Raw genomic sequence first — 24925 nt, 5'->3', positions numbered from 1 at the left:
GGAGGGCGCAAAACCGAAACTGTCAGAACTGTCAGTTAGTCGACAGCGAGGGGTTTGAGGGCGGTACTTAGAGTGCCCTCATCATGGTTCCTTCCGCTGCAATCCCCTCACCGCGCAGGGCAATCGCGCCAACAGCCATTGCGCTCGCCGCGCTGCTCCTCGCAGGCTGCGCCGTCGGCCCCGACTACGTCCGGCCGCAGATGGACGTCCCGACCGCCTACAAGGAAACCGGCGGCCCCTGGAAGACAGCCACGCCGCAGGTCATCGACGCCGATCACCCGTGGTGGGAGGTCTATGGCGACAGCACGCTCAGCGCGTTGATCGTGCAGGCCAACGCGGCCAACCAGAACATCCGGCAGGCCGAGGCCCAGTACCGCGAGGCACAGGCCATCACCGCCGCAGCGCGCGCCAACTTCTTCCCCACCGTGGGCCTCAACGCCGGCGCGACCCGGGGCCAAAGCAACAGCACCGGCACCGTCAAGCTCGGCACCACCGACACCCTGGGCCTGAGCGCAAGCTGGGAGCCCGACCTGTGGGGCGCCGTGCGCCGCTCGGTCGAGGCCGGCACCGCCAGTCAGCAGGCCAGCGCCGACGACCTGGCCGGTGCCCGACTCAGCATCCAGACCACGCTTGCGCAGGACTACCTGCAGGTGCGCGTGATCGACCTTCAGCGCGACCTGTACGCCAGCACCACCGCGGCCTACGCCAAGGCGCTCGAACTCACGCAGCACCAGTACGCAGCCGGCACCGTGCTGCGTTCCGACGTGGCACTGGCCGAGAGCCAACTCAAGACCGCACAGGCGCAGGCGGTGGACCTCGAAGCGCAACGCAGCCTGCTCGAACACGCGATCGCGGTGCTGACGGGGCAGGCGCCCGCATCGTTCTCGCTGCCGCGGCTCGAATCGGCTGCGCAGCCGCCGACGGCGGAATCGCTGTCCTCGGCTGCGGCCCTGCATGTGCAACTGCCGGTCACGCCCACGGGCCTGCCTTCCGAACTGCTCGAACGCCGCCCCGACATCGCGGGCGCCGAGCGCCGCGTGCAGGCCGCCAACGCCAACATCGGCGTGGCCAAGGCCGCCTACTTTCCGCAGATCGTGCTGAGCGCCAGCGGCGGCTTCAGCGCCGGCAGCCTGGCTTCGCTCTTCAACACGCCCAGCCGCGTGTGGTCGCTGGGTGCTGCGCTGGCGCAGACCGTGTTCGACGGCGGCTTGCGCAAGGCCCACAGCGACCAGGCCGTGGCCGCCTACGACGTGTCGGTCGCGCAGTACAAACAGACGGTGCTCGGCGGCTTCCAGCAGGTCGAGGACAACCTCGCCACGCTGCGCGTGCTCGACAGCGAATCCGGGCTACAGGCCGACGCCGTGCGCGCAGCCCAGCTCGCCGAGCGCCTGGCGCTGAGCCAGTACCGCGCCGGCACTGCCACTTACTTGAGCGTGGTGACCGCACAGACGCTGTCGCTCACCAACCAGCGCACGGCCGCGCAGGTGCTGGGCCGCCAGTTGGCCGCCAGCGTCGCGCTCATCGCGGCCACGGGTGGCGGCTGGACCGCTGCAGAAACGACTTCCGGGAATTGATGCCATGACGACGACCACAGCAGCCACCACCACCCAAGCTCTCTTCCAGCGCCGATCGACCTGGCTCGCGACCGCCACGTTCGTGGTCCTGCTGGGCGGCGGCGCCTGGGCGATCAACCACAACACCGCCCATGCCGCCACGGCCGAAGCACCCAAGACCCCGCCGGTGCAGGTGACCACCACGCACGTCAAGCAGCAGGAGGTGCAGGTCTACCGCTCGGGCATCGGCACCGTCGCCTCGATGGCCACGGTCACGGTCAAGGCGCGCATCGACGGCCAGCTCGACAAGGTCGGCTTCGTCGAAGGGCAGGACGTGAAGGCCGGACAGTTGCTGGCCCAGCTCGACCCGCGCACGCTGCAGGCGCAGCTCGCGCAGGCGCAGGCCACCAAGGCCAAGGACCAGGCCACGCTCGTCAATGCGCGCGCCGACCTCCAGCGCTACACCACGCTGATCGCGCAGGACGCGGCCACGCAGCAGCAGGTCGACACGCAGAAGGCGCTCGTCAACCAGCTCCAGGCCACCGTGCAGAACGACGCCGCGCAGGTGCAGTACGCCGAGGTGCAACTGAGCTTCACGCGCATCGCCTCGCCCATGAACGGCCGCGTGGGCGCGCGGCTGGTGGACCCGGGCAACATCGTCCATGCGGCCGACACCAACGGGTTGGTCGTCATCAACCAGATCGATCCCATCGCCGTGCAGTTCACGCTGCCCGAAGACGCGGTGCAGGACATCAACCGCGTGCAGCAGCAAAGCGCGCAGCCGCTGTCGGTGGTGGCTTACGACCGCAGCGGCACCCAGATGCTGGGCACCGGCAAGCTCATCTTGCTCAACAACCAGATCGACACCACCAGCGGCACCGTGCAGCTCAAGGGCAGCTTTGCCAACCCGCAGCACACGCTGTGGCCGGGCCAGTACGTCAACGTGCGGCTGCAGCTCGACCGCCGGGCCAACTCGCTGACCGTGCCCGCTGCCGCCGTGCAGCGCGGGCAGGACGACACCTATGTCTGGGTGGTCGATGACCAGAACAAGGTCAACAACGTGCCGGTGCATGTGGTGCAGATTGCCGATGGCGTGGCCGTGATCGACAAGGGCCTGAGTGCCGACCAGCGCGTGGTGGTCGACGGCCAGTACAAGCTCAAGCCCGGTGCCTCCGTCATCGAGCCGCCGCCCGCGCAGAAGGGCAGCACGGGCACGGGCGCCGACGTCAAGAAGCCCGCGAGCGGGAGCAGCAATTGAGCATTTCCGCCGCCTTCATCAAGCGCCCCATCGGCACGACGCTGCTGGCGCTGGCCATCCTGCTGGTCGGTGCGGCGGTGTTTCCGCTGCTGCCGGTGGCGCCGCTGCCGCAGGTCGACTTTCCGACGATCCAGGTCTCGGCCAGCCTGCCGGGTGCCAGTCCGGAGACCATGGCCTCCAACGTGGCGCAGCCGCTGGAGCGGCAGTTCTCGCTGATCGCGGGGCTGTCGCAGATGACATCGACCAGCGGCCTGGGCTCGACGCAGATCACGCTGCAGTTCGACCTTGACCGCAGCATCGATGCCGCCGCGCTCGACGTGCAGGCCGCCATCAACGCGTCCACCGGCCAACTGCCGGCCAACTTGCCGAGCCCGCCGACCTTTCGCAAGGTGAACCCGGCCGACGCGCCCATCCTCATTCTGTCGGTGCAGTCGAAGACGTTGCCGCTGACCGAGGTGAACGACTACGCCGACAACATCCTTGCGCAGCAGATCTCGCAGATCTCGGGCGTGGGCCTGGTCAACATCGGCGGTGTGCAGAAGCCGGCCGTGCGTATTCAGCTCGATCCCGCCAAGCTCGCCGGGTTGGGCCTGAGCCTGGAAGACGTGCGCACCGTGCTCGCGTCGGCCACCGTGAACGCGCCCAAGGGCACGATCGACGGGCCGAACCAGAGCTTCACGGTCTACACCAATGACCAGTTGCTCAAGGCCCAGCCCTGGAACGATGTGGTGCTGGCCTACCGCAACGGCGCGCCGATCCGCGTGCGCGATCTGGGCGTGGCGGTCGATGGTCCCGAGAACTCCAAGATCGCGGGCTGGGCTTACGCGGGCGCCGCCGCCGTCGAGGGCAACACCATCCAGAACGGCCGCTCCATCGTGCTGGCCATCACCAAGCAGCCCGGCGCGAACGTGATCGAGACGGTGGACCGCATCAATGCCGCGATGCCGCGGCTGCGGGCTTCGATCCCGCCCACGGTGGAGATCAATTCGCTGGTCGACCGCACGCAGACGATCCGAGCGTCGGTGAAGGACGTGGAGTTCACGCTGCTGCTGACCATCGCGCTCGTGGTGGCCGTGATCTTCGTGTTCCTGCGCAACGTGCCCGCCACGTTGATTCCCAGCGTGACCGTGCCGCTCGCGCTGCTGGGCACGGTGGCCGTGATGTACCTGCTGGGCTACAGCCTGGACAACCTCTCGCTCATGGCGCTGACCATCGCGGTGGGCTTCGTGGTGGACGACGCCATCGTGATGCTGGAGAACATCTACCGCTACGTGGAAGAGGGCATGTCGCCGATGGAGGCCGCGTACAAGGGTGCGAGCGAAATCGGCTTCACCATCATCTCGATCTCGGTGTCGCTGGTGGCGGTGTTCATTCCGCTGCTGCTGATGGGCGGCATCGTGGGCCGGTTGTTCCGCGAGTTCGCGGTCACGGTGACACTGACCATTGTGGTCTCGGTCGTGATCTCGCTGACGCTGACGCCGATGCTGTGCTCTCGTTTCCTGAAGAACGAGCACGGCCGCAAGCACGGCCGGCTCTACCTGCTGTGCGAGCGCGGCTTCGACGCCATGCTCAATGGCTACAAGCGCGGGCTGCACGTGGTGCTCGACCACCAGTTCATCACCCTGATGGTCTTCATCGCCACCGTGGCCGCCACGGGCGTGCTGTTCGCGATCATCCCCAAGGGCTTCTTCCCGCAGCAGGACACGGGCTTCATCTCGGGCTTTGCAGAATCGGCGCAGGACGCCTCGTTCGCCTCGATGAACGCACGCATGATCGAGTTGGCCGACGTGGTCCGCCGCGACCCCGATGTGGCGGACTTCGGCATGAACGGCAGTTCGTCGACCTTCAATACCGGCAACTTCTACATCAACCTCAAGGGCAAGGAAGAAGGCCGCACCGCGAGCGCCGACGAAATCATCACGCGGCTGCGCCCGCAGCTTGCCAAGGTGCAGGGCGTGAACCTGTTCCTGCAGGCCGGGCAGGACATCCGCGTGGGCGGGCGTGCATCGCGCACGCAGTACCAGTACACGGTGACCGACTCGAACCTGGATGAACTGAACACCTGGGCACCCAGGTTGCTCACGCGCTTTCGGCAACTGCCCCAGCTCACCGACCTGGCCACCGACCAGCAGAACGCCGCCGCATCGGCCGTGCTGACCATCGACCGCGACCGCGCATCGAGCTTCGGCATCTCGCCGGCCACCATCGATGCCACGCTCTACGACGCGATCGGCCAGCGCCAGGTGGCGCAGTACTTCACGCAGCTCAACAGCTACCACGTGGTGCTGGAGGTGACGCCTGCGCTGCAGCAAGATCCCGCGCTTTTCAGCAAGCTCTACCTGACCTCGCCGCTGACGGGCCAGCAGGTGCCGCTGTCGACCTTCGTGAAGGTGGACACCAGCAAGACGGCGTACCTCTCGATCAGCCACCAAGGGCAATTCCCGGCGGTGACGATCTCGTTCAACCTCGCGCCAGGCGTGGCGCTGGGCGACGCCGTGAACGCCATCAACAAGGCGCAGGCCGAGATGGGGCTGCCGCAGTCGCTGACCGGTTCGTTCCAGGGCACGGCGCAGGCCTTCCAGGATTCGCTGTCTACCCAGCCCTACCTGATCGCCGCGGCGCTGGTGGCGGTGTACATCGTGCTGGGCCTGCTGTACGAGAGCTACATCCACCCGCTGACGATTCTCTCGACGCTGCCCTCGGCCGGCGTGGGGGCCCTGCTGATCCTGATGGCGGGCGGCTACGACCTGAGCGTGATCGCGCTCATCGGCATCATCCTGCTGATCGGCATCGTGAAGAAGAACGGCATCATGATGATCGACTTCGCGCTCAAGGCCGAGCGCGAGCAGGGCATGTCGCCGCACGACGCCATCTACCAGGCCTGCCTGCTGCGCTTTCGCCCGATCATGATGACGACCATGTGCGCGTTGCTGTCCGGCCTGCCGCTGATGCTGGGCCACGGCTCGGGCTCCGAGCTGCGCCGGCCGCTGGGTTATGCCATGGTCGGCGGGCTGATACTCTCGCAGGCACTCACGCTGTTCACGACCCCGGTGGTCTACCTGTACCTGGACCGCGCCCACTATTGGTACATGAGCCGCAAGGAAGCGCGCAAGGCCCGCAAGGCGGCCAGGGCCGGGGAAGCCCCGCCGGTGGCCGGGGCGCACTGATGAATACCGTTTGAACGGAGCGACCAGAGACATCGCAACGCCATGAAGATCCTGATTGTCGAAGACGAACTGAGAACCGCGGACTACCTCTCGAAGGGTCTGACGGAGCAGGGCTGCGCGGTCGACATGGCGCACAACGGCATCGACGGCCAGCACCTGGCGCTGACGCACGACTACGACGTGATCGTGCTGGACGTGATGCTGCCGGGGCAGGACGGCTTCTCGGTGTTGCGTGCGCTGCGTGCCGTCAAGCAGACGCCGGTGATCATGCTCACCGCCCGCGACCGGGTGGAAGACCGCATCAAGGGCCTGCACGAAGGCGCGGACGACTACCTCATCAAGCCCTTTTCCTTTCTCGAACTGCTGGCGCGGCTGCAGGCGCTCAACCGGCGTGGCCGCAAGCAGGAGCCGATGCAACTGCGCATTGCCGACCTGCAGATCGACCTGCTCGCGCGCAAGGCCTTCAGGGGCAGCACGCGCATCGACCTCACGGCCAAGGAATTCGCGCTGCTCGCGGTGCTGGCGCGGCGCCAGGGCGAGATCCTGTCCAAGACCGCCATCGCCGAGCTGGTGTGGGACATGAACTTCGACAGCAACACCAACGTGGTCGAGGTGGCCATCAAGCGGCTGCGCGACAAGATCGACGTGCCCTTCAGCCCCAAGCTGCTGCACACCATCCGCGGCATGGGCTATGTGATGGAGGTGCGCGAGACCGAGAACGACGGAAAGAGCGAAGGGGAGGGCGCCGCCCTGTGAAGCGCTCGATCACCGCGCGGCTGGTCATCATGTTCGCGGTGGCGGCACTGGCCACCTTCGCGCTGATCGGCGCGGCGCTGCACGGCGTGCTGGAGCGCGAGCTTGATCGTCACCAGTACGACGAACTCAAGATCGGCCTGCGCAACATGCAGTACTCCATCGAGCGCGTGGGCACGGTGGACCGCTGGGCCCGTGTGCAGGCCAAGATGGACACGCTCACGCCCGAGGATGGCAGCGTGCGCTTCTGGGTGCTGAGCGACGACCCGCGCTTCCAGTACGGCAAGGGCCTGGCCGACATCGAACGCATGAGCCATGACCCCGACGGGCGCGGCAGCATCATCCTGCCGGGCCGCCAGGAGCCGCTGCGCACGCTGTCGATCCACATCGAACCCTTGCTGGACAGGCCGGCCGTGCGGCTGATCGTCGGCAGCGATTCGGCGCCCTATGCGCACACGCGGGAGGCTTTTCTGACCGCACTGGTGGCGCTGGGGCTGGGCGCGGTGCTGGTGGTGGCGGTGGCAGGCTACTGGATCGCGCGCGTCGGGCTGCAGCCGGTGAAGCAACTGTCGCGCGAGGCACAGGCCCTGCGGCCCAAGACGCTGTCGCAGCGCCTGCAGTCGGAGGCGCTGCCGGTCGAACTCTCTGCGCTGGCCGAAGCCTTCAACGGCGCGCTCGGGCGGCTCGAGGAGGCCTATGGCCAGCTCGAGTCGTTCAACGCCGACGTGGCCCACGAGCTGCGCACGCCGCTGGCCAACCTGATCGGCAGCACGCAGGTGGCGCTGTCGCGACAGCGCAGCGCGGGTGAGTTTCAAGAGGTGCTGCAGGCCAACCTCGAAGACCTGGAACGGGTACGTTCCATCGTCAACGACATGCTGTTCCTTGCACGTGCCGACCGTGGCGAGGTGGCCACCGGGCTGGTGCTCACGCCGGTGGCGCAAGAGGTGCGAAAGACCATCGAGTTCTTCGAGTTCGTGCTCGACGAGACCCGCACGCAGGTCAGCATCGAAGGCGACGTGCTGGCCGAGGCGCGGCTTGAGAGCGCGCTGTTCCGCCGCGCCATGTCGAACCTGCTGCAGAACGCCATCGAGCACACGAAGCCGGGCGCGGGCATCACCGTCACCTTGCGCGAAGAGACGGCCGTGACCTGGATCACCGTGTCCAACCCCGGTGCCGCCATCGACGAGCAGCACCTGCAGCATCTGTTCGACCGCTTCTACCGCGTCGATGCCGCGCGCAACGATGGCGGCGAGCACCACGGCCACGGCCTGGGGCTGGCCATCGTGAAGGCGGTGGCGAGCATGCATGGCGGGCAGGTTTGCACGTCCAGCGTGGACGGAGTGAACACCTTCGGCTTCAGCGTGTCGCGGGCCGGCTGAGCCGGCGGCCTGCAAATGGCCTGTGCCCGGTACGTTCATGGGCCATGCTGGAGAATCGCCGGTGGCATGACTCCCCTACCTCGTTCGCAAACTCCCTCCATCGGATCGACCGAAAGGCTGTCATGGCACAGCTGATGTCGCTGCTGGTGCAGAACGCGATCCTGGTGGTGTTCGCCGTGAGCTTTGCCGCCCGCCTCGGGCTGCCGGTGCCGGCTGCCGCCGTGCTGGTGGTCACAGGTGCGCTGCTGGCGGCGGGCGATGTGTCCGTGGTGGGCGTGGTGCTCGCCGCGGTGGTGGCCAACCTGCTGGGCGACGGCGCGTGGTTCTATGCCGGGCGGCGCTTCGGCTACCGCTTCATGCGGATGCTGTGCCGCATCTCGCTGTCGCCCGACTCGTGCGTGCGGCGTGGCGAATCGCTCATCACCGAATGGGGCGGCCTGTCGCTGGTGGCGGCCAAGTTCGTGCCAGGCGTGTCGGTGGTGGCGCCGCCGATGGCAGGCGCGCTGGGCATGTCGGTGCGGCGCTTCATCGGTTTCGACGTGGGCGCCGCGCTGGTCTGGACGGGGTTGTTCCTCGGCCTGGGCTGGCTCTTTCGCAACCAGATCCAGGAAGTGCTGGCCGTCATGGCACAGGCCGGCGGCATTGCCACGGCCGCGCTGGCGGTGCTGCTGGTGGTGATCCTGGCGGTGCGCTACTGGCGCCGCCGTGCCTTCCGCCGGCTCACGGGCATGCCACGCATCACCGTCGACGAGCTGCACGACCTGCTGAGCGGGGAAGAGCCGCCGCTCATCATCGATGTGCGCGGCAAGGCCGGCATACAGGTCGACCCGCGCCGCATTCCGGGCGCGCTGCCGTACACGCTCAAGGCGCTGCAGCAGCGCACCCTCGACCTGACGATCGACCCCAACCGCGACGTGGTGCTGTACTGCAACTGCCCCAACGAGGTGTCGGCCGCACAGGCTGCGCGCGTGCTGCTGGCACGCGGCGCCCGGCGCGCCTTGCCGCTGACCGGCGGGCTCGACGCCTGGGTGGCTTCGGGCCGCCCCACCAGCCTGCATTGACCGGCGCCTGCAGGAATCGGCCTGCCATGCTAAGGTGCCCGGCCCGGGTTAACCCTTGGTCTTCTTTCTCCTCTCCGGAGACCGCCGCCACCCGCTACCGAGGCCTTCCGTGCCACTTCCCGACGCTCCCTTTCCCAATGCCGCGCAAGCAGCCAAGGCCGACGAGGCTGACAAGGCGCAAGCTGCCAACGATGCCGGCCACACCGGCCTGTCCCCGGCACTGACGCTGGTCTTCGCCGTCGCCTGCGGCCTGTGCGTGGCCAACATCTACTACGCCCAGCCGCTGATCGGCCCGATCTCCGACACGCTGCAACTGCATGCGGGCCTGGCCGGCCTGATCATGACGTTGACCCAGCTCGGGTACGGCGCCGGCCTGTTGCTGCTGGTGCCGCTGGCCGATGTGGTCGAGAACCGGCGCCTGATCATCGGCGCGCTGTTCGGTGCGGTGATCGGGCTGGTGGGCATTGCGCTCTCGGGTTCGGCCGTCACCTTCCTGGCGGCGTCTTTCGTGGTGGGCGCTTGCGCCGTGGCGGCGCAGGTGCTGCTGCCCTTTGCCTCGCACCTCGCACCCGAGGCCACGCGCGGCAAGGTGGTCGGCAACATCATGGCCGGCCTGCTGGGCGGGATCATGCTGGCGCGGCCTTTCGCCAGCGTGGTGGCGGCCACCCTGGGGTGGCGCGCGGTGTTCTGGATCTCGGCCGTGTTGATGGCTTCACTCATCGCCGTGCTGTGGCGCGTGCTGCCTCAACGGCATGCGCATGCATCGGTGGGCTATGCGCGCACCATGGCTTCGCTGCCCGGCATCGTGTGGAACACGCCATTGCTGCGCCGGCGCGGCCTGTACCAGGGGATGATGTTCGCGGCCTTCCAGGCCTTCTGGACGGCCGTGCCGCTGGCGCTGGTGCACGAGTTCGGCATGGGGCAGGGCGGCATCGGCCTGTTCGCATTGGCCGGTGCGGCGGGCGCGCTGCTGGCACCTGTCGCGGGCCGGCTGGCCGACCGGGGATTGACGCGGCCTGCCACCGGCGTGGCCATCGTCGTCGCGCTGCTGTCCTTTGTGCTGGGCGCCGTGTCGATGCACTTCCATTCGCTGGCCGGGCTGGTCGCGGCGGGCATCCTGCTCGACGGCGCGGTGCAGCTTTGCCAGGTGCTCAACTTCCGCAGCCTGTTCATGCTGGCGCCCGAGTTGCGCGGCCGGCTCAACGGCCTGTTCATGACCTTCATCTTCATCTGCGCGGCAATCGCTTCGGGCATTGCGGCGGCGGTGTATGCCTTCCACGGCTGGACGGGCCTGTGCCTGCTCGGTGGCGGCTTCGTGACCGTGGCGCTGCTGTACTACGCGACTGAATTCATCGGCCGCGCGGCGCCGGCCACGGCCACTGCGGGGCGTTGAACGACAGAGGAGAAATGGCCCGCGCTTAGACTGCGCGCCATGAATTTTCTTCGCCGCTGGTGGGACCGGCAGAACGAACGCGACGCCTTCAAGAAAGGAGTGATCGCGTTCAGCAAGCACTGCGTTGCGGCCGTGAAGCACCAAGTGCCGGAAGCCACCAGGGTTCGCACCCGCGCCCTCTGGTATGGCGACCAGACTGGCGCGCGCGTCGTGTGGACCGATGGCAGCGGCCGCGAGTGGCAATGGCCTCTTTACCTCGCCTTTCACGCGTACCGGCAGACACCCGCGCAGCGCGAGGCCGTCATCGCGCGTTCGCTGCATGCCTTGCTGAACCCGCCCGACGACGAAGAGGACGAGGAAGAAGAACAGCGCGTGTCCCGCACCCCAGAGCAAGTCGCACAGCGCCTGCTGGCACTGGTCGCCGTGGTGTGGCGCGCCAACGCCAGCGAAGAGATCGCGCAGGAGGGCATCGCCTGGGCCAAGGCGCAGGGCATCACCGCGTTTCTCTCTCCCGCTGAACACAGCTTCATCTTTCACGAACAGCGTCCGCCGCAAGCTGACGTTGTGAACCTCGGCTGGCGCGCAGAGGCCATGGTGCCGATGATCTGGGCCCTTGGCGGCTTGCCCGCCATGCCGCCTTCGAACGAGCGCAGCACAAGCTGGTCGAACCCGATGCTCCGGCAGGCCATGAAATCGCCGGCCGACTTCATCGCAGGCGCCACGTTGCGTCCGGCCGTCGAAGTGGAAGCGGAAGAAAGCCGCCTGCACGACGAGCACTGGCATGTGCGCGACGCCCAGTTGCGCCGCCAACCCGTGCCCTCGGGCCTCGAAGCCGGCATCGTCATCGAGCGGCGCTACGCCCTGAGCTGGATGGTCGGCTACGGCGACAACTGGGACGACGTACCCACCGACACCTGACGCGCTCCCGGGGCGCAGATGCGCTCCCACAGCCGCCCGACCACGGCCCGCGCGTTGATCCGCGACCGGTAGGCCACGATGCTCACTTCCACGTCCCAGGCGCCATCACCCACGGGCACGAGGTCCGCGAGCCGCCCTGAAACGAAAGAGCTGTCGGGCAGCCATGCGATGCCCATGCCTTGCGACGCCAGGTCGCCGAGCACGTCGGTCATCTCGGCCTCGAAGGCGCGATAGCCGAAGAGCGGCTGGGGCGACTGTTCGATGGCCGAATCGACCACGCGTGCGAAGTAGCCGCTGGGCGAATACATGAGCAACGGCACCGGCTTGGCCGATGTGCCCGGCAGTGCGAGCCCGCCCGATTCAGCCAGCGCGCGCGACACATAGGGCCGCACCTTTTCAACGCCCAGCTCATGCCGATCGAAGCGGGTCATGTCGAGCTGGATCGGATGCGCCGCCTGGTGAAAGCCGATCAGGATGTCGGCCGAGCCCGCGTTGAACGCGGACACCGTGTCGTGCACGTTGCCCACCTCCAGGCTGCAGGTGATGCCGCCTTCTTCCGACCACTGCGGCCACCATATCGGCAGTCGCGTGCTGACCAGCGCATAGGTCGAGGCGATCCGCACATGGTTGCGCGATGGCGCATCGCTGATCTCCGCCCTGGCGTCGGCGATCTGGTTCAGCAAGCCGGTTGCGATCTTGCGAAAGCGCTCACCCGCGGGCGTGAGCCGCGTTGGAAACGCAGCCCGGTCGATCAGCTTGGCGCCCAGCCATTGCTCCAGCGCCTGGATGCGGCGGCTGAACGCGGCCTGCGACACGTTGCGCATCTCTGCCGCGCGGGTGAAGTTCTGCACTTCGGCCAGCGTCACGAAGTCCTGAAACCAACGAGTGTCCATCGCGAGATTTGCTCCTTTGCACACGCGGATTGCAAGCCGTGTGCCTATTCGTTTTGCGCATCGCCCATGCGTGCCGCGCATTGCGGCCGGATGCAAACTCGACATTGGACCGCAGGGCCGCTGCTGGTGACCATTCACGAATCCTCTCTTCACAACCTCAAGGATTCGATCATGAGCGAGCAACTTCGCGCGGCGGCCAGGCAATACATGGTTCGCTACGGCGGCGACACTTTCCCCAACCTGTTCCGCAGCGCCAGGGGCGCCATCGTGATCGACGACACCGGCCGCGAGATTCTCGACTTCACCTCCGGCCAGATGTGCGCCACCATCGGCCACAACCACCCGGCCATCGTGCGCGCGGTGCATGAAGCGGGCGAGAAGGCCTTCCACATGTTCAGCGGCATGATCCCCGAGGTCGTTGCCGAACTCGCGCAGAAGATGGCGACCGACTGGATGCCCGCGCCGCTCACCAAGTCCATCTTCGTGAACACGGGCTCCGAGAGCAACGAGGTGGCACTTCGCATGGCGAAGATGTACACGGGCGGCTTCGAGATCCTGGCCGTGGGCGGTTCGTGGCATGGCGTGACGGGCGGCACCAGCGCCGTGTCTTTTGCGAGCGACCGCAAGGGCTACGGCGTGCATGTGCCGGGTGTCTTCGTGATGCCCGAACCCAACGCCTACCGGCCATACATCAAGGGCATGTCGGCCGAAGAGTCGGCGCTGACCTGCCTCGACCTCGGCCTGAAGATGTACGACATGGCATCGACCGGCCGCCGCGCGGCCATCATCATCGAGCCGATCATCAGCGCCGGTGGCGTGCTGGTGCCGCCCAGGTCGTACATGCAGGCACTGCGCAAGGCCGCGGACGAGCGCGGCATGCTGCTGATCTTCGACGAGGCGCAAACCGCCTTCGGCCGCATCGGCCATCGCACCGCATCGGACTTCTACGGCGTGGTGCCGGACATCATGTCCGTCTCGAAAACCATGGGCGGTGGCCTGCCATTGGCTGCGACCGTCACCAGCCCGAAGATCGAGCAGGACGTGTTCGAGAAGGGCTTCACCTTCTACACGAGCCACGTCTCCGACCCGCTGCCCGCCACGGTGGGTTTGGCCGTTCTGGAAACCATCCGCAAGGAGGGCCTGATCGAACGTGCCCGCACCACAGGCGCCTACCTGCGCGGCCAGCTGCTCGACATGCAAAAGCGCTACGAAGCCATCGGCGATGTGCGTGGCGAAGGCTTGCTGCTGGGCGTGGAATTGGTGCAGGACCGCGAATCGCGCCTGCCGTACCACGAGCTCGGCGCGCGCACGACGAAGAAGTGCTTCGAGCTGGGCCTGAGCATGAACATCCGCCGCCGGCCCGAACGCGGTTCGGTGTGGCGCATTGCGCCGCCGCTCACGGTGAGCAACGAGGAGATCGACCGCGCCACCGCCATCCTCGATCGCGCCCTGCGCGAGAGCCTCGACGAGATCGCCCGGCCCGCGCCCGTGGCCCCTGCGGCCGTTGCTGCGAATTGAGCGACACCATGACGAACCGATCATTGGTCGTCGGCGCCGTGCTGGCCCTCACGCTCGTGGGTGCCAGTGCGCAGGACAACGGCACGCTGGCCAAGACAAAGGCCGCAGGCACCATCACCATGGGCGTGCGCGAGGCATCGCCACCGCTGTCGTACTCGCTCGGCACCGCCTACGTGGGTTACCACGTCGAGCTGTGCGAGCAGATGCTGGCCAAGCTGCTCCCCGGCGTTGCCATCCGGCAGATGGCCGTGACCTCGCAGAACCGCCTGCCGCTGCTGCAGAACGGCACCATCGACATCGAGTGCGGCTCCACCACCAACAATGCCGCGCGCCAGCAGCAGGCCGCATTCGCCAACACGACCTACATCACCGAAGCGCGCTTCGCCGTGCGGGCTGCCAGCGGCATCACCTCCGTCGAGCAGCTCAAGGGAAAGACCGTGGTGACGACCACCGGCACCACGCTGGTCCAGCGGCTGCGCAAGCTCGAACAGGACAGGAGCTTCGGCATCACCGTGGTGCTGGCCAAGGACCATGCGGAGAGCTTCCTGCTGCTGGAAAGCGGCCGGGCCGATGCCTTCGCCATGGACGACAACACCCTGGCCGGCAACATCGCCAACGCCCGCAACCCGGCGGACTTCAAGATCGTGGGCAAGCCGCTGGGCATCGAGCCCATCGCCATCATGCTTCGCAAGGACGACCGCGCCTTCAAGAGCGCTGTCGACGGCTACCTTGCCGGCGCCGTGGCCTCCGGCGCGCTGGAGAAGCTGTATGCCAAGTGGTTCATGGCGCCGATCCCGCCGAAGAATGCCGTCATCAACATTCCGCTGAGCGATTCGCTCAAGGCGGCATTTCTCTCGCCGAACGACCGGCCGGCGGAGGCCTACGAAGACAGGTAGGCCGGCAAGCGGGGTGGTAGCCTTGCCCCCCGATGAACCTTCGCACCAAGATCGTTGCGCTTGCCGTGGCACCTCTGCTTGTCGCACTGGTGCTGGTGGCGTTGGCGGTGCGCCACCAGGAGCACGACCTCGCGCAGCGTGAGCGCGCGCTCATCGAGCGCAGCTATATGGCCCAGCGCCGCAGCGAGCTGCGCAGCTATGTCGACCTGGCCGTGAGCAACCTGCTCCCGCTCTACGAATCCGGCCAGGACGACGAAGCCACCCGCAACGAGGCGCTGCGCCGCCTGGCTGCGCTCAACTACGGCGACGACGGTTACTTCTTCGTCTACGACCTGGAGGGCAACTCGCTCATGCATTCGCGCCAGCCCGAGCTGGTCGGCCAGAACCTCTGGGAGCTGCGCGACTCGCGCGGCCGCTACACCATCCAGGAACTGATCAAGGGCGCGAAAGAAAACGGCGGCGGTTATGTCGAGTACGAATGGCGCAAGCCGTCGAGCGCGCAGATGGCGCCCAAGCTCGGCTACGTGACCGCCATGCCGCGCTGGAACTGGATGGTCGGCACCGGCCTGTACCTGGACGATATCGAGTCGACCATGGACACCCTCGACCGGCAGATGAATGCCAACGTCACCGCCACGCTGTTGTGGATTGCAGGCATCGCCGCGCTGTGCCTGGGCGTTGTCAGCGCGGCCGGCCTGTTGCTGAACCTGAGCGAACACCGCACGGCAGAGGCCAAACTGCGCCTGCTCGCGCGGCGCGTGGTGCAATCGCAGGAGGAAGAGCGTGGCCACCTCGCGCGCGAACTGCACGACGGCACCAGCCAGACGCTGGTGTCGGCCAAGCTGCTCATTGAATCGGCCGTCGAATCGCTCGACCGCCAGCAGCAGCCCACGCCGCCCGCACTCGGCAAGGCGCTGCAGCGGCTCAACGATTCATTGCTCGAAGTGCGCCGCATCTCGCATCGCTTGCGACCCGCACTGCTCGACACCCTGGGCCTGCCCGCCGCACTGGAGCGGCTGGCAGACGAGTTCAGGGAAGAGGGCGGCGTCGATGCATCCATCATGCGGCAGGGTGAGACCTTCGAGCTGTCGCCCGAAGTCAAGACCGCGCTCTTTCGCCTGACGCAAGAGGCGCTGACCAACGTGCGCAAGCACGCACAGGCCCGGCACGTGCACATTGCGCTGGGCTTCGACGAAGAAGAAGGTGTGCGGCTCGAAGTGAGCGACGACGGCATCGGTTTCGACATCGACGCCGTGCAACTCGACCCCAAGCGCGGCATCGGCCTGCGCAACATGCGCGAGCGCATGGAGTCCATCGGCGGGCGGCTCACCATGTGCTCGAACGAAGGCCGCACCTCCATACTGGCCGAGGTGCCCGCCCGCAACGCGAGGCCCGAAGCCACATGACAGCGACGACAGCAAAAGATGCATCGGGGCCCGCAGTGATCCGCCTGTTCCTGGTGGACGACCACCCGCTGGTGCGCGACGGCCTGCGCGCCCGGCTCAGCACCATGCCCAACCTGGAGATCGTCGGCGAGGCCGGCAGCGCCGCCGAAGCGCTTGCGCTGGTAGGCACCGTGCAACCCGACCTGCTGTTGATGGATGTGGGCATGAAAGACATGAACGGCATCGACCTTGCGCAGTTGCTGCTGCAACGCCAGCCCGCGCCGCACATCGTGATGCTCAGCATGTACGACAACCCCGAGTACGTGCAGAAGGCCCTGCAGGTGGGCGCGCGCGGCTATGTGCTGAAAGACGCGCCGGCGGCAGAGATCGTCGCCGCCATCGAGGCCGTGTCGGCCGGCGGCACCTTCCTGAGCCCGGCGGTGTCGAAGAAGCTGTTTCGCAACCAGGCGCCGAGGCCGCTGCTCACGCCGCGCGAGAGCGAGATCCTCACCGCGCTGGGCCGGGGTGAATCGAGCAAGCAGATTGCGCGCGACCTGGACCTGAGCGTGCGCACGGTGGAGGCACATCGGCAGAGCATCAAGCGGCGGCTGGGGATCGAAGGGCAGGCTGAACTCATCAAGTATGCGGTGGAGCATGCGCGGGAGTTCGGGCGGCGCTGAGTTGATTGCTATGCTGTTCTTCTAGCCATGGCCGCCAGGGCTTGTGCAGCGTTACAGCCTGCTTCATCGAGAGAACTTCATCTTGCAAGCTGGAGATGCCTCCTATGCCCAACGCTTGGCGGCAACGTTGAGCGACTGCTCTTCGCTGAAGCGGATGGCGGATTTGGGGTGCAATCTATGTCGGCTTCGGGCGGCTGCCACAGAGGAACGCTGCAACGTTCTGCGCCAAGACGGGGTCGGCAGACCGTACCGCCAAAGTCGAAGGCTCGTCGGCGATTGGGTCAACAGAGACGAGCTGCCCTGGCTCGCCCCGAAGACAAAGCGTCAGTTCGGTCCATTCCTCGTCGTCCGGTGTTCGACTGTTCCCGTCAGAGTCGATGTTGCAGCCGGCTCCCCACAGATGTGCCGCGAGTTTCCAGTACGCAGGACGACGCCCGGCCACGCGGATGTGCACGACGTGCATTGGGGATGATGGTTTTGAGGTCATGTCGCCAAGGTCCGGTTGTGGCGGCGCCCTGTCATTCAGACACAGCCGGAGGCAATGGAGCCTCCTTGTAGAGCCGAAGGAATTTGAACATCTTTGGCCATTCATCCCGAGGCTTGAAGACAATCGCCACCTCTCGATTCTCAAGTGCAGATTCAGTCAAAACCAGATGATCAGCAACCTGTTTGGCGTTTTCGAACTCTTTGGCATTCGCCTTACAGACAGCCTTGAAAAAAGGGCCTGAAAGCCACTTCTGTGTTTCTGGCTCGTTCTGAAACTTGAGATAACCAGCCAAGGATGCATGAGCCACGGCGACCATAGCGAAGCCTAGCGGGATGTCGTCTCGGACAAGGATGTACATCTTCATCTGTCTATTCACGCCGCAAGCGTATTGCTCCTCAGGTTGGGGTTCGAGCTCTGTTGCAATCAGCCGCGACGCTCGATGACCGGTTCTGGCCGCCCGCCGCCTGTTGTTCGTGTCACGCAGTTTGAACAACCTCCAGTTCATCGGCAAGAAAGTCACCCAACCAGACCGTCGTACCGTTGCCGTCGCTGCTCTCAACGACGTACCGGTCGGCAACGCCAGGCGCAGCTAGGACATCGAGCAAGGTTCCCATGTCTCCAACGGCGGGAGCCCGTTGATTCACTCCCCAGCCGTCATAGTCATCAGCTTGTCCGACCAACCTCAGAACACGCACGACGACGTAAGGGTTGAGAGTTTTGTCCATAACTTACATGTCTGGCGGCGACACAAACAGCCGGTTCTGGCCGCAACTTGCCACGCTCTTCATAGTCTCCATGCCATGTGAGAAATCACACCGCCTAATGCCAACCATGGCCAGAGCGAGAGAGGCCAGTTGCCACTGACAACATGCCCTTCATGGAGGGTGGTGCCATCCACCTCGACCTTGATTGGAAAGGAACGGAAGCTGGCATGTCCCCAGGACAAGGTGACTTGGTGATGGATACCCTTATGCTCGAATTCGGCCGAATGCGAGCCGGTTAGCTTGAACACGCCACCGGTCCTGAGCAAGCACTTCCCGTCAAGAAACACATCGATGGACGCGGCCTGCCACAGCTTTCGTGGAAGGAGCGTCGAAGTCACGGCGAATTTGGAGCCATTCCATTCGAGTTCTAATTTTGGCATCGCTTTGAATTTTCTTGCCGGCGGCGTTCACATGCGACGTCTGCTCCTGGTCGACTGGAGCCAAAACTTGGCACAGAGAACCTGATAGCCGACCGCCCACGGCATCGCGCTCGTATGAACGCCCGCTAGCTTTGGGGTGGAGCAGAGAAGACCTTGACCACCTCGTACATACCGGGGTCGAACTTCGCTATGGCGAGTGCTTGGTCAAGGAATGGTGACGCGACCGGATTTGAACGCATCGCTTGGTAATGCTCGGCGCTTTCCCACTGCGCGTACATCGTGACTTTTGTACCGTCGACACTGCGATGAAGAGCTGCGGAGACGAAGCCCGGTACGTTGCGGACGGACGTGTCCGTGGCGCGTGCTAGTAGCGTGAGGAGCTCCGATTGATTCGCAGGCTCGACGGTGAAGACGTTGATGAGGGTGACGAATCCTGTTTTCTCGGCAATTGTGGTCATGTGAATTTGCTCCGGACTTTGGGAGGGGAGTATGGCTCGACGCGCCACTTTTTGAGGGCGGTCGGCAACGCCTGCTTTTGGCCGTCTGTAGTCGGACGCGTCCTCGTCGAGCAGGGGCCCGATCCGTTCATTCCGTCCGACAGAATTCAGTGAGATGTGCCAGGAATGCGCACCCCGCTTGCCAGAATTCGTGCCCTAGCAAACCACGAACTTGCAAATCTCGCTCGAATACTCCCGGAGAAACGCACGCTTGTCGGGTAGTGGCTCCGTTGCGTGTGGCGGGGGAATGTCCATAAATGAGAAATGGCCGGCCCCTTCTGTGACGCGGACATCCACAGTGCTCCAATCGCGCATGGCATGCGCCAGCCATTCGGTTTGGGCCGGAGGTGTGATGCTATCCGCCGAACCCACCCATGCCAAAACTGGGATTCGCACCGCATCAAGTGCTGCCGGAGCCTGGAAGAAGCCGGTTGGTGGTGCCAAGAGCGCTAGACGAGCCAAGCGGTCGTCTGGTGCGATGCTGACGCGCCGGCCCGGCCCTAGCCACATTTGAGCTCCCGCCATGGCGACGAGGGTCGCTGCACCAATTGAATGCCCCACTCCTATTGCCTTTGCAGAGGGCTCAACGAATGCGTCGAGTGCGAGGGAGAGGCGTCTTGCCCGTAGGGTCAGCTCGTCCTCTCTGGGCGTCGTCGAAGCAAGCCGCTCGAAATGCGGTGCAACAACCGCGCAACCGGCCGCAGCCAAGGCGTTCAGGAGCGTTGAGAGACGTTCTGGTTGACCACCCGATCCCACGGCGAAAAGCACCACCGGAGAACCTGCGGCGGCTTCGTGCACCGAGACCTCGAATGAGTCAACTCCGTCTTGCAGTGTCTGCATCAGCATTGAAAATTATTCCTCGTGGCAGGTGGTTTCGATAGGGATTTGTGCCATGCATTGGCCGTCAAGCACCTGGCGGATTCTGTCCGAATGCTTAGGATCCGTTCCTCGCCGCATCTGCCTGACCGACGACCGGCTGCTTCGGAGGTCCACTTGAGCGAACAGATCGACAGGCTTCTGAAAGAGGTCTCCGCCTCGCAGGTGGACTGGCGAGATACCTTGATGGGAGCAGGTCTCGCGGGAAACGACTGGCCCTTGGTTGCCCAAAGATTGGGCTTTGAGATCGCCTAGACGATGGGCCGCGCCTGACGATGGCTTCCATAGAGCGGCTCGATGAGATCGCTCCGGACGCGACGTCAAGAAATATCGGTCGAGCGCGTCAGCCCTTCATGTCTTGTCAGGCTCGCTTGCATCGCATCGAGCTTTGCTCGTACGACCCCGAGCGCGTCGCTGCCGATCAGCAGGTGCTCCGGCGGCTCCGGCATGTCCACCAGAGTGAGGATCGCCGCAGCGGCCTTGTCCGGATCGCCTGGCTGCTTGCCGCTCTTGTCCACGCGCGATTGCCGAACTGGATCGAACAGGCTGTCGTAGTCGCTGATGGAGCGCGCGCTGCGCACCATCGAACGGCCCGCCCAGTCTGTCCTGAAAGATCCGGGGGCGACAGCCGTGACTGCGATGCCGAGGCCTTTCACCTCTTTTGCCAAGGTCTCGGAGATTCCTTCGAGGGCGAACTTGCTGCCGCAGTAGTAGCTGATGCCGGGCATCGTGATGTAGCCACCCATCGACGTGATGTTGACGATGTGGCCGCGCCGGCGCTGACGCATGAACGGCAGGAACGCCTTGATGACTGCGACCGCGCCAAAAACGTTGACGTCGAACTGGCGACGCATGTCATCGAGCGACGATTCCTCCAGGATGCCCTCATGGCCGTACCCCGCGTTGTTGATCACCACGTCCACCGGCCCGATCTCCGCCTCGACGGCGGCGGCGAGTGGCGCAACGGCGTCGAACTGTGTCACGTCGAGCAGCCTGACATGGGCCTCTGCGTGAAATTGCCCTTTGAATTCGGTCGCCGCTTGCTCGGTACGAACGGTTCCGACGACCCGGTGGCCGGCCCGCAGCGCGGCGTTCGCAATGGCGCGGCCGAAGCCGCTGCTGACGCCCGTGATGAAGAAAGTCTTGCTGTTTTTCATGCGTCGATTCTGGAATCGAGAGGACGTTGAAGCCAGTCGCAATCCTATGAGTTGCTTGCCTATTGCTATGAGCACCGTCCAACACCAGGTCACTTTTTGTTCGAATTGATGCACAGTAGGCTGAATGAGCAAGTCGCACGCATCCACCATCGACCGCGTTCGCAAGTCCCGCCAGGAGCGCCAGGCCCGCATGGTGGCGCTCTTGAAGCGACTCGCACCTCAAGAGGGCTACACGCTGACGGCGCTGCCGGACGTGCGTTTCCTGCGCTCTGATCGTCCATTGGCCTCGACCCCCGTGCTCTACGAACCCGGCATCGTCATCGTCTGCCAGGGACGCAAGCGCGGCCTCTGGGCCCATCAGGTCTACCTCTACGATGCCCAGCATTACCTTGCGGTGTCCGTGCCGGTGCCGTTCACCATGGAGACCGACGCCAGCGCCGACGAGCCTCTGCTCGCGATCTACTTCAGCCTGGATATCCCCGTTCTCGCCGACCTTGCGCTGCAGCTCGATGAACTTACCGAGAGTGAGAGCGCACGGGCCGCACCGGTGGGCATGTTCTCCACACCGATGGACGACGCGCTGGCCCAGACCGTCCTCCGGTTTCTTGAAGCCATGAGCTCGCCCGTAGAGGCGGTGTTGCTCGGGCCAGCGATCGTGCGCGAGATCTACTTTCGGGTACTCAGCACAGAGCAGGGTGGGTCGATGCGCGCGGCGCTCGCCAGCCAGGGTCAGTTCGGAAAGATCGCCAAGGCCGTGCGGCGCATCCACACCACCTACAGCGACCGCCTCACCGTCGAGCGCCTGGCCCGCGAGGCGGGCATGAGCATCCCTACGTTTCACACTCACTTTCGTGCCGTCACCCAGAGTTCCCCGATGCAGTACCTCAAGTCGGTACGCCTTCATCAAGCGCGCCTGCTGATGCTGAGAAACGGGAAGACGGCGTCCGCGGCGAGCATCGAGGTGGGCTATGAAAGCGCGTCGCAGTTCAGTCGTGAGTTCAAGCGCTTCTTCGGGCTCAGTCCGGGCGATGAGGTTGCGCGCCTGAAGTCGAGCTTCGCGATGCCTCCTTTGCCGGGTCAGCAGGGATGGGTGACGTCGCATTGATCGATTGATTGCCTGACGAGGCCGGATTCGCGCGGTGCGGCCGTTTGCCGTCGAACGACAGGCACGCGTTGGAATGGCCTCGCCTGATACCCTTCAAGCCGCATCCATGAACGCCCAATCCCTATGCCTGATCTTCCCCACAGCCCCGCCGCCGACCGCAACAAGCAGCCCATCCTCGATGCATTGACCGGCATCCTCGGCGAGAGCGGCACCGCGCTGGAGATTGCATCCGGAACAGGTCAGCACGCCGCTTGGTTCGCAGCGGCAATGCCTGCCTGGATCTGGCAGCCCACCGACGCGGATGCCCGCATGCTCCCTGCGCTCGCAAGGCGGGTCGCAGACGCTGCGCTGTCTAATCTGCGCCCGCCGCTCCTGCTCGACGTGATGGCCCCTGAATGGCCGTCGCATGGTTCCGAGTTCGCGGACAAGGAGGAGAAGTTCGACGCCATCTACTGCGCCAACATGCTGCACATCGCGCCGTGGCCCGCATGCGCCGCCCTGATGCAAGGGGCCGCGCGGCATCTGCTTCCTGGCGGGTTGCTGATCACGTACGGGCCTTACTTCGAAGAAGAAGGCCCACCGGTGCCAAGCAACCGGGCGTTCGATGAAGACTTGCGCGCTCGAAACCCCGCCTGGGGCATCCGTCGCCTGGAAGATGTAGTGGCGCAGGCGAGGCGAGCAGGCCTTGCGTTGCGCGAGCGGCATGCGATGCCAGCGAACAACCTGCTGCTGGTCTTCGGCCGCGACTAAGGTCAGTGCTGCGGCACCGCCGCAGTCAGCAGCGCAAGCGCCTTGTTCAGCGTCGAGGTTGCGAACGGCGCTCCCTTGGAATAACCGATCCGCACCACGATGAGGTCGTGCGACGGAATCACGACCACGAACTGCCCGTCGGCGCCGAGCATGTAGTAGGCCGACGTCGGCGCAGCCAGCCCACCCATCCCGTTGATCCAGAAAAAGCCGCCATAGATCGGGCGCTTGTCCGCAGCCCATGCCGGCGCCACGCTGCTCACGAATTTGACAAAGCCCTCGGGAAGGATGCGCTCGCCATTCCACACGCCGTCCTGCAGGTAGAGATTGCCCAGGCGGGCCCAGTCGCGCGCCGACATGAAGTCATAGCCTTGCGTGAGGAAGTTGCCGTACGGGTCGGTCTCGATCACCATGGAGCGAATGCCGATCTTGTCGAAGAGCGCGCGCTGCGGAAACGAGAGGTACTGCTCACCGCGTTTTTCCACCGCGAGGCGCACGAGGTAGTTGGCCAGCACCGGATCGGTGTTGCGGTAGCGGCCCACAGCGCCGGGCGGCCATTGCTGCGGCCGGGTGGCTGCGTAGTTGAACGCGTTGATGCGGCCCGTGTAGAAGTAGATGTGATCGGGGTAGGTGCCGTTGGGATCGAAGTCCGGATCGTCGGGCGCCTTGATGCGCAGCCCGCTGGACATCTGCATGATGTCCGAGATCTTGATCTTCTGGCGGCCATCGCCGGCACCTTGCCATTCAGGGATGGGCGCCTGCTGGTCGAGCGTGTAGACGCCCTGCTTCATCAGGATGCCCATCATCGTGGCCGTGACGCTCTTGCCCATCGACCATGATTCGAGCGGCGTCGTCGCGCCGATGCCGTTCATGTAGCGCTCGCCGACGATGCGGCCCTTGTGCGTGACCACGAAGGCCGATGTGTAGGCCTCCGGCACGCTGAACGCGGCGTCGACGGCCTGGGTGATCTTGGTCATGTCGACGCCGGCCGGCGGCGGGTCGCTCGGCAGCACGTCGCCCATCGGCCAGGGCTGGGTGGCGGGGTCGGGCAGGGTGCTCTTGATGTCGACGGGCGTGAAGAGCACGTCGTCCTTGCCGGCCGGCAGCGTGATGCAGCCTTGCGAGCCGAAGTAGCGCGCCACCAGCGTCGGGCCGTTGGGGATCGTGATGCGTACTTCCTTCTTGGCACGGTCGACCACGGGTTTGCCCACGTTCTGGCGCTGGGCGTATGGTCCGACGAAGTAGCCGAGGCTTTCGGCAGCAACGTCGGGGTCGATACCGGTGATGAACACGGCGGAACACATGGTCTTGGCAAAGCCGGAGGTGTTGTGCTCCAGCACGTTGCCGGGCGGCGGCACGTAGGGCGTATCGAGTTCGAGGGCACGGGCCCGTGCGATGAGGGCATCGCGTGCCGGCAATTGCGCCGTGGTGGTGGGCGCGGGCGCTCCGCCGGTGCCAGTACCGGCGCCTATGCCGATCCCGATGCCTCCACCACCACCTCCACCGCCGCCCCCTCCGCAGGAGGCCAGCACTGCCGTCAGGCACAGCGCGGCGGCGGCTGTCGTGAGTGAACTGCGGATTGAGCACTTCATGGGCGGTCCTTGCGATAAGCGGTTGCGGTCGCGAACTTCAACACCGGCGGGATTGTGGGCGAAGACCGCGCCGATGCCCAGCTTTCTTAAGAAATCAGAAGAGCTTCATACCCGGACAAGTCTGCCGTTCAACATACTGCTGCTCCCATCCGTGCTTGGCCATGCAGGCGTCGAACTTCGGCTTCCAGCAGGCCTCGGGCGAGACGATGGCTTGCGCATGGTTGGAGTAACGGGCGCCGGGCGCTTTTTCGCAGGCATCGAAGAGCGACGCGAGTTCCTTCGTGCAGGCCGTGTCCGCGTTTTCCTGGCTTTCCGCGAACAGCGAGGTCTTGACCCATTGCTGCTGCGAGCTTGTCATGGCGGGGCCCCAGAAGCAGCATCCCGTCATCGTCGCGGTCAGCGCGAGGAGGGCGGCGGCCCTGACCCATGGTGTGGTGTTGAGCATTTTTCGAGTTGTCGTGTTCGG

24 protein-coding genes are annotated in these 24925 nt (G+C 65.4%); 15 read left to right on the top strand and 9 right to left on the bottom strand.

What is annotated here, in order from left to right; translation table 11 throughout:
- Positions 1-83: 83 nt before the first annotated feature.
- The 8 genes from H7F35_RS03600 (at position 84) to H7F35_RS03565 (ending at position 11482) form a co-directional block, all read left to right on the top strand.
- Positions 84-1574, top strand: coding sequence for an efflux transporter outer membrane subunit (locus H7F35_RS03600; protein WP_187111609.1), 1491 nt, complete (start codon positions 84-86; stop codon positions 1572-1574).
- A gap of 4 nt (positions 1575-1578) precedes the next feature.
- Positions 1579-2811 (top strand): efflux RND transporter periplasmic adaptor subunit, encoded by a 1233-nt coding sequence (locus tag H7F35_RS03595; RefSeq protein ID WP_187111608.1) that lies wholly within the window; start codon positions 1579-1581, stop codon positions 2809-2811.
- A complete protein-coding gene (locus tag H7F35_RS03590) occupies positions 2808-5978 on the top strand; it encodes an efflux RND transporter permease subunit (protein WP_187111607.1) in 3171 nt (1056 codons plus the stop codon). Before H7F35_RS03595 ends, H7F35_RS03590 begins: the two co-directional genes overlap by 4 nt.
- A gap of 42 nt (positions 5979-6020) precedes the next feature.
- Complete coding sequence (locus H7F35_RS03585; RefSeq protein WP_187111606.1) at positions 6021-6734, top strand: heavy metal response regulator transcription factor; 714 nt, start codon at positions 6021-6023, stop codon at positions 6732-6734.
- A complete protein-coding gene (locus H7F35_RS03580; RefSeq protein ID WP_187111605.1) occupies positions 6731-8110 on the top strand; it encodes a heavy metal sensor histidine kinase in 1380 nt (459 codons plus the stop codon). The genes H7F35_RS03585 and H7F35_RS03580 overlap by 4 nt, the downstream gene beginning before the upstream one ends.
- Before the next feature lie 122 nt (positions 8111-8232).
- On the top strand, positions 8233-9171 hold the full coding sequence (locus H7F35_RS03575; protein ID WP_187111604.1) for a DedA family protein/thiosulfate sulfurtransferase GlpE: 939 nt from the start codon (positions 8233-8235) through the stop codon (positions 9169-9171).
- A gap of 208 nt (positions 9172-9379) precedes the next feature.
- Positions 9380-10564 carry an MFS transporter gene (locus H7F35_RS03570; protein ID WP_187114122.1) on the top strand — a complete coding sequence of 395 codons (1185 nt, stop codon included), beginning with the start codon at positions 9380-9382 and terminating at the stop codon, positions 10562-10564.
- A 39-nt stretch (positions 10565-10603) separates the two neighbouring features.
- Positions 10604-11482 carry a DUF4272 domain-containing protein gene (locus H7F35_RS03565; protein WP_187111603.1) on the top strand — a complete coding sequence of 293 codons (879 nt, stop codon included), beginning with the start codon at positions 10604-10606 and terminating at the stop codon, positions 11480-11482.
- On the opposite strand, the gene H7F35_RS03560 is transcribed toward H7F35_RS03565, so the two are convergent.
- Positions 11443-12375 (bottom strand): LysR family transcriptional regulator, encoded by a 933-nt coding sequence (locus tag H7F35_RS03560; protein ID WP_187111602.1) that lies wholly within the window; start codon positions 12373-12375, stop codon positions 11443-11445. The genes H7F35_RS03565 and H7F35_RS03560 overlap by 40 nt on opposite strands.
- Positions 12376-12546: 171 nt before the next feature.
- Here H7F35_RS03560 and H7F35_RS03555 point away from each other — a divergent pair, with 171 nt between their 5' ends.
- The 4 genes from H7F35_RS03555 to H7F35_RS03540 are packed head-to-tail and all read left to right on the top strand — an operon-like array spanning position 12547 to position 16854.
- Positions 12547-13893 (top strand): aspartate aminotransferase family protein, encoded by a 1347-nt coding sequence (locus H7F35_RS03555; protein ID WP_187111601.1) that lies wholly within the window; start codon positions 12547-12549, stop codon positions 13891-13893.
- A gap of 8 nt (positions 13894-13901) precedes the next feature.
- Positions 13902-14789 (top strand): transporter substrate-binding domain-containing protein, encoded by an 888-nt coding sequence (locus H7F35_RS03550; RefSeq protein WP_187111600.1) that lies wholly within the window; start codon positions 13902-13904, stop codon positions 14787-14789.
- Positions 14790-14821: 32 nt separating this feature from the next.
- Complete coding sequence (locus tag H7F35_RS03545) at positions 14822-16195, top strand: cache domain-containing protein (protein WP_187111599.1); 1374 nt, start codon at positions 14822-14824, stop codon at positions 16193-16195.
- Entirely contained in the window at positions 16192-16854 is a 663-nt protein-coding gene (locus tag H7F35_RS03540) for a response regulator transcription factor (protein ID WP_187111598.1), read from the top strand. Before H7F35_RS03545 ends, H7F35_RS03540 begins: the two co-directional genes overlap by 4 nt.
- Positions 16855-17372: 518 nt before the next feature.
- On the opposite strand, the gene H7F35_RS03535 is transcribed toward H7F35_RS03540, so the two are convergent.
- From H7F35_RS03535 to H7F35_RS03515, 5 genes are all read right to left on the bottom strand, one after another.
- Complete coding sequence (locus H7F35_RS03535; RefSeq protein ID WP_187111597.1) at positions 17373-17705, bottom strand: peptidyl-tRNA hydrolase; 333 nt, start codon at positions 17703-17705, stop codon at positions 17373-17375.
- Positions 17706-17817: 112 nt separating this feature from the next.
- Positions 17818-18066: a hypothetical protein gene (locus H7F35_RS03530; protein ID WP_187111596.1), complete on the bottom strand. Its 249-nt coding sequence runs from the start codon at positions 18064-18066 to the stop codon at positions 17818-17820.
- A gap of 59 nt (positions 18067-18125) precedes the next feature.
- The gene (locus tag H7F35_RS03525; RefSeq protein ID WP_187111595.1) at positions 18126-18485 is read right to left on the bottom strand and encodes a hypothetical protein; all 360 of its coding nucleotides are present in this window, start codon (positions 18483-18485) and stop codon (positions 18126-18128) included.
- 125 nt (positions 18486-18610) lie between these two features.
- On the bottom strand, positions 18611-18943 hold the full coding sequence (locus H7F35_RS03520; RefSeq protein WP_187111594.1) for an antibiotic biosynthesis monooxygenase family protein: 333 nt from the start codon (positions 18941-18943) through the stop codon (positions 18611-18613).
- 195 nt (positions 18944-19138) lie between these two features.
- Positions 19139-19828, bottom strand: a complete 690-nt coding sequence (locus H7F35_RS03515; RefSeq protein ID WP_187111593.1) for an alpha/beta hydrolase family protein — start codon at positions 19826-19828, stop codon at positions 19139-19141.
- Positions 19829-19975: 147 nt separating this feature from the next.
- Here H7F35_RS03515 and H7F35_RS03510 point away from each other — a divergent pair, with 147 nt between their 5' ends.
- Positions 19976-20113, top strand: a complete 138-nt coding sequence (locus H7F35_RS03510) for a hypothetical protein (protein WP_187111592.1) — start codon at positions 19976-19978, stop codon at positions 20111-20113.
- A 65-nt stretch (positions 20114-20178) separates the two neighbouring features.
- On the opposite strand, the gene H7F35_RS03505 is transcribed toward H7F35_RS03510, so the two are convergent.
- Positions 20179-21015, bottom strand: coding sequence for an oxidoreductase (locus H7F35_RS03505; RefSeq protein WP_187111591.1), 837 nt, complete (start codon positions 21013-21015; stop codon positions 20179-20181).
- 124 nt (positions 21016-21139) lie between these two features.
- Between H7F35_RS03505 and H7F35_RS03500 the strand changes: the two genes are divergently transcribed.
- Together H7F35_RS03500 and H7F35_RS03495 are read left to right on the top strand one after the other, a co-directional pair.
- Complete coding sequence (locus H7F35_RS03500) at positions 21140-22120, top strand: AraC family transcriptional regulator N-terminal domain-containing protein (protein WP_410010758.1); 981 nt, start codon at positions 21140-21142, stop codon at positions 22118-22120.
- Positions 22121-22243: 123 nt separating this feature from the next.
- A complete protein-coding gene (locus H7F35_RS03495; RefSeq protein WP_187111590.1) occupies positions 22244-22870 on the top strand; it encodes a DUF938 domain-containing protein in 627 nt (208 codons plus the stop codon).
- Positions 22871-22872: 2 nt separating this feature from the next.
- On the opposite strand, the gene H7F35_RS03490 is transcribed toward H7F35_RS03495, so the two are convergent.
- Both H7F35_RS03490 and H7F35_RS03485 read right to left on the bottom strand, forming a co-directional pair.
- Complete coding sequence (locus H7F35_RS03490; RefSeq protein ID WP_187111589.1) at positions 22873-24459, bottom strand: serine hydrolase domain-containing protein; 1587 nt, start codon at positions 24457-24459, stop codon at positions 22873-22875.
- Positions 24460-24553: 94 nt separating this feature from the next.
- The gene (locus tag H7F35_RS03485) at positions 24554-24904 is read right to left on the bottom strand and encodes a hypothetical protein (protein ID WP_187111588.1); all 351 of its coding nucleotides are present in this window, start codon (positions 24902-24904) and stop codon (positions 24554-24556) included.
- Between the last annotated feature and the right edge of the window lie 21 nt (positions 24905-24925).

The sequence above is a fragment of the Variovorax sp. PAMC26660 genome, assembly GCF_014302995.1.
Lineage (GTDB): Bacteria > Pseudomonadota > Gammaproteobacteria > Burkholderiales > Burkholderiaceae_C > Variovorax.
The sequence above is the reverse complement of the archived record's forward strand: the minus strand, read 5'-3'. Positions and strand labels throughout refer to the sequence as shown.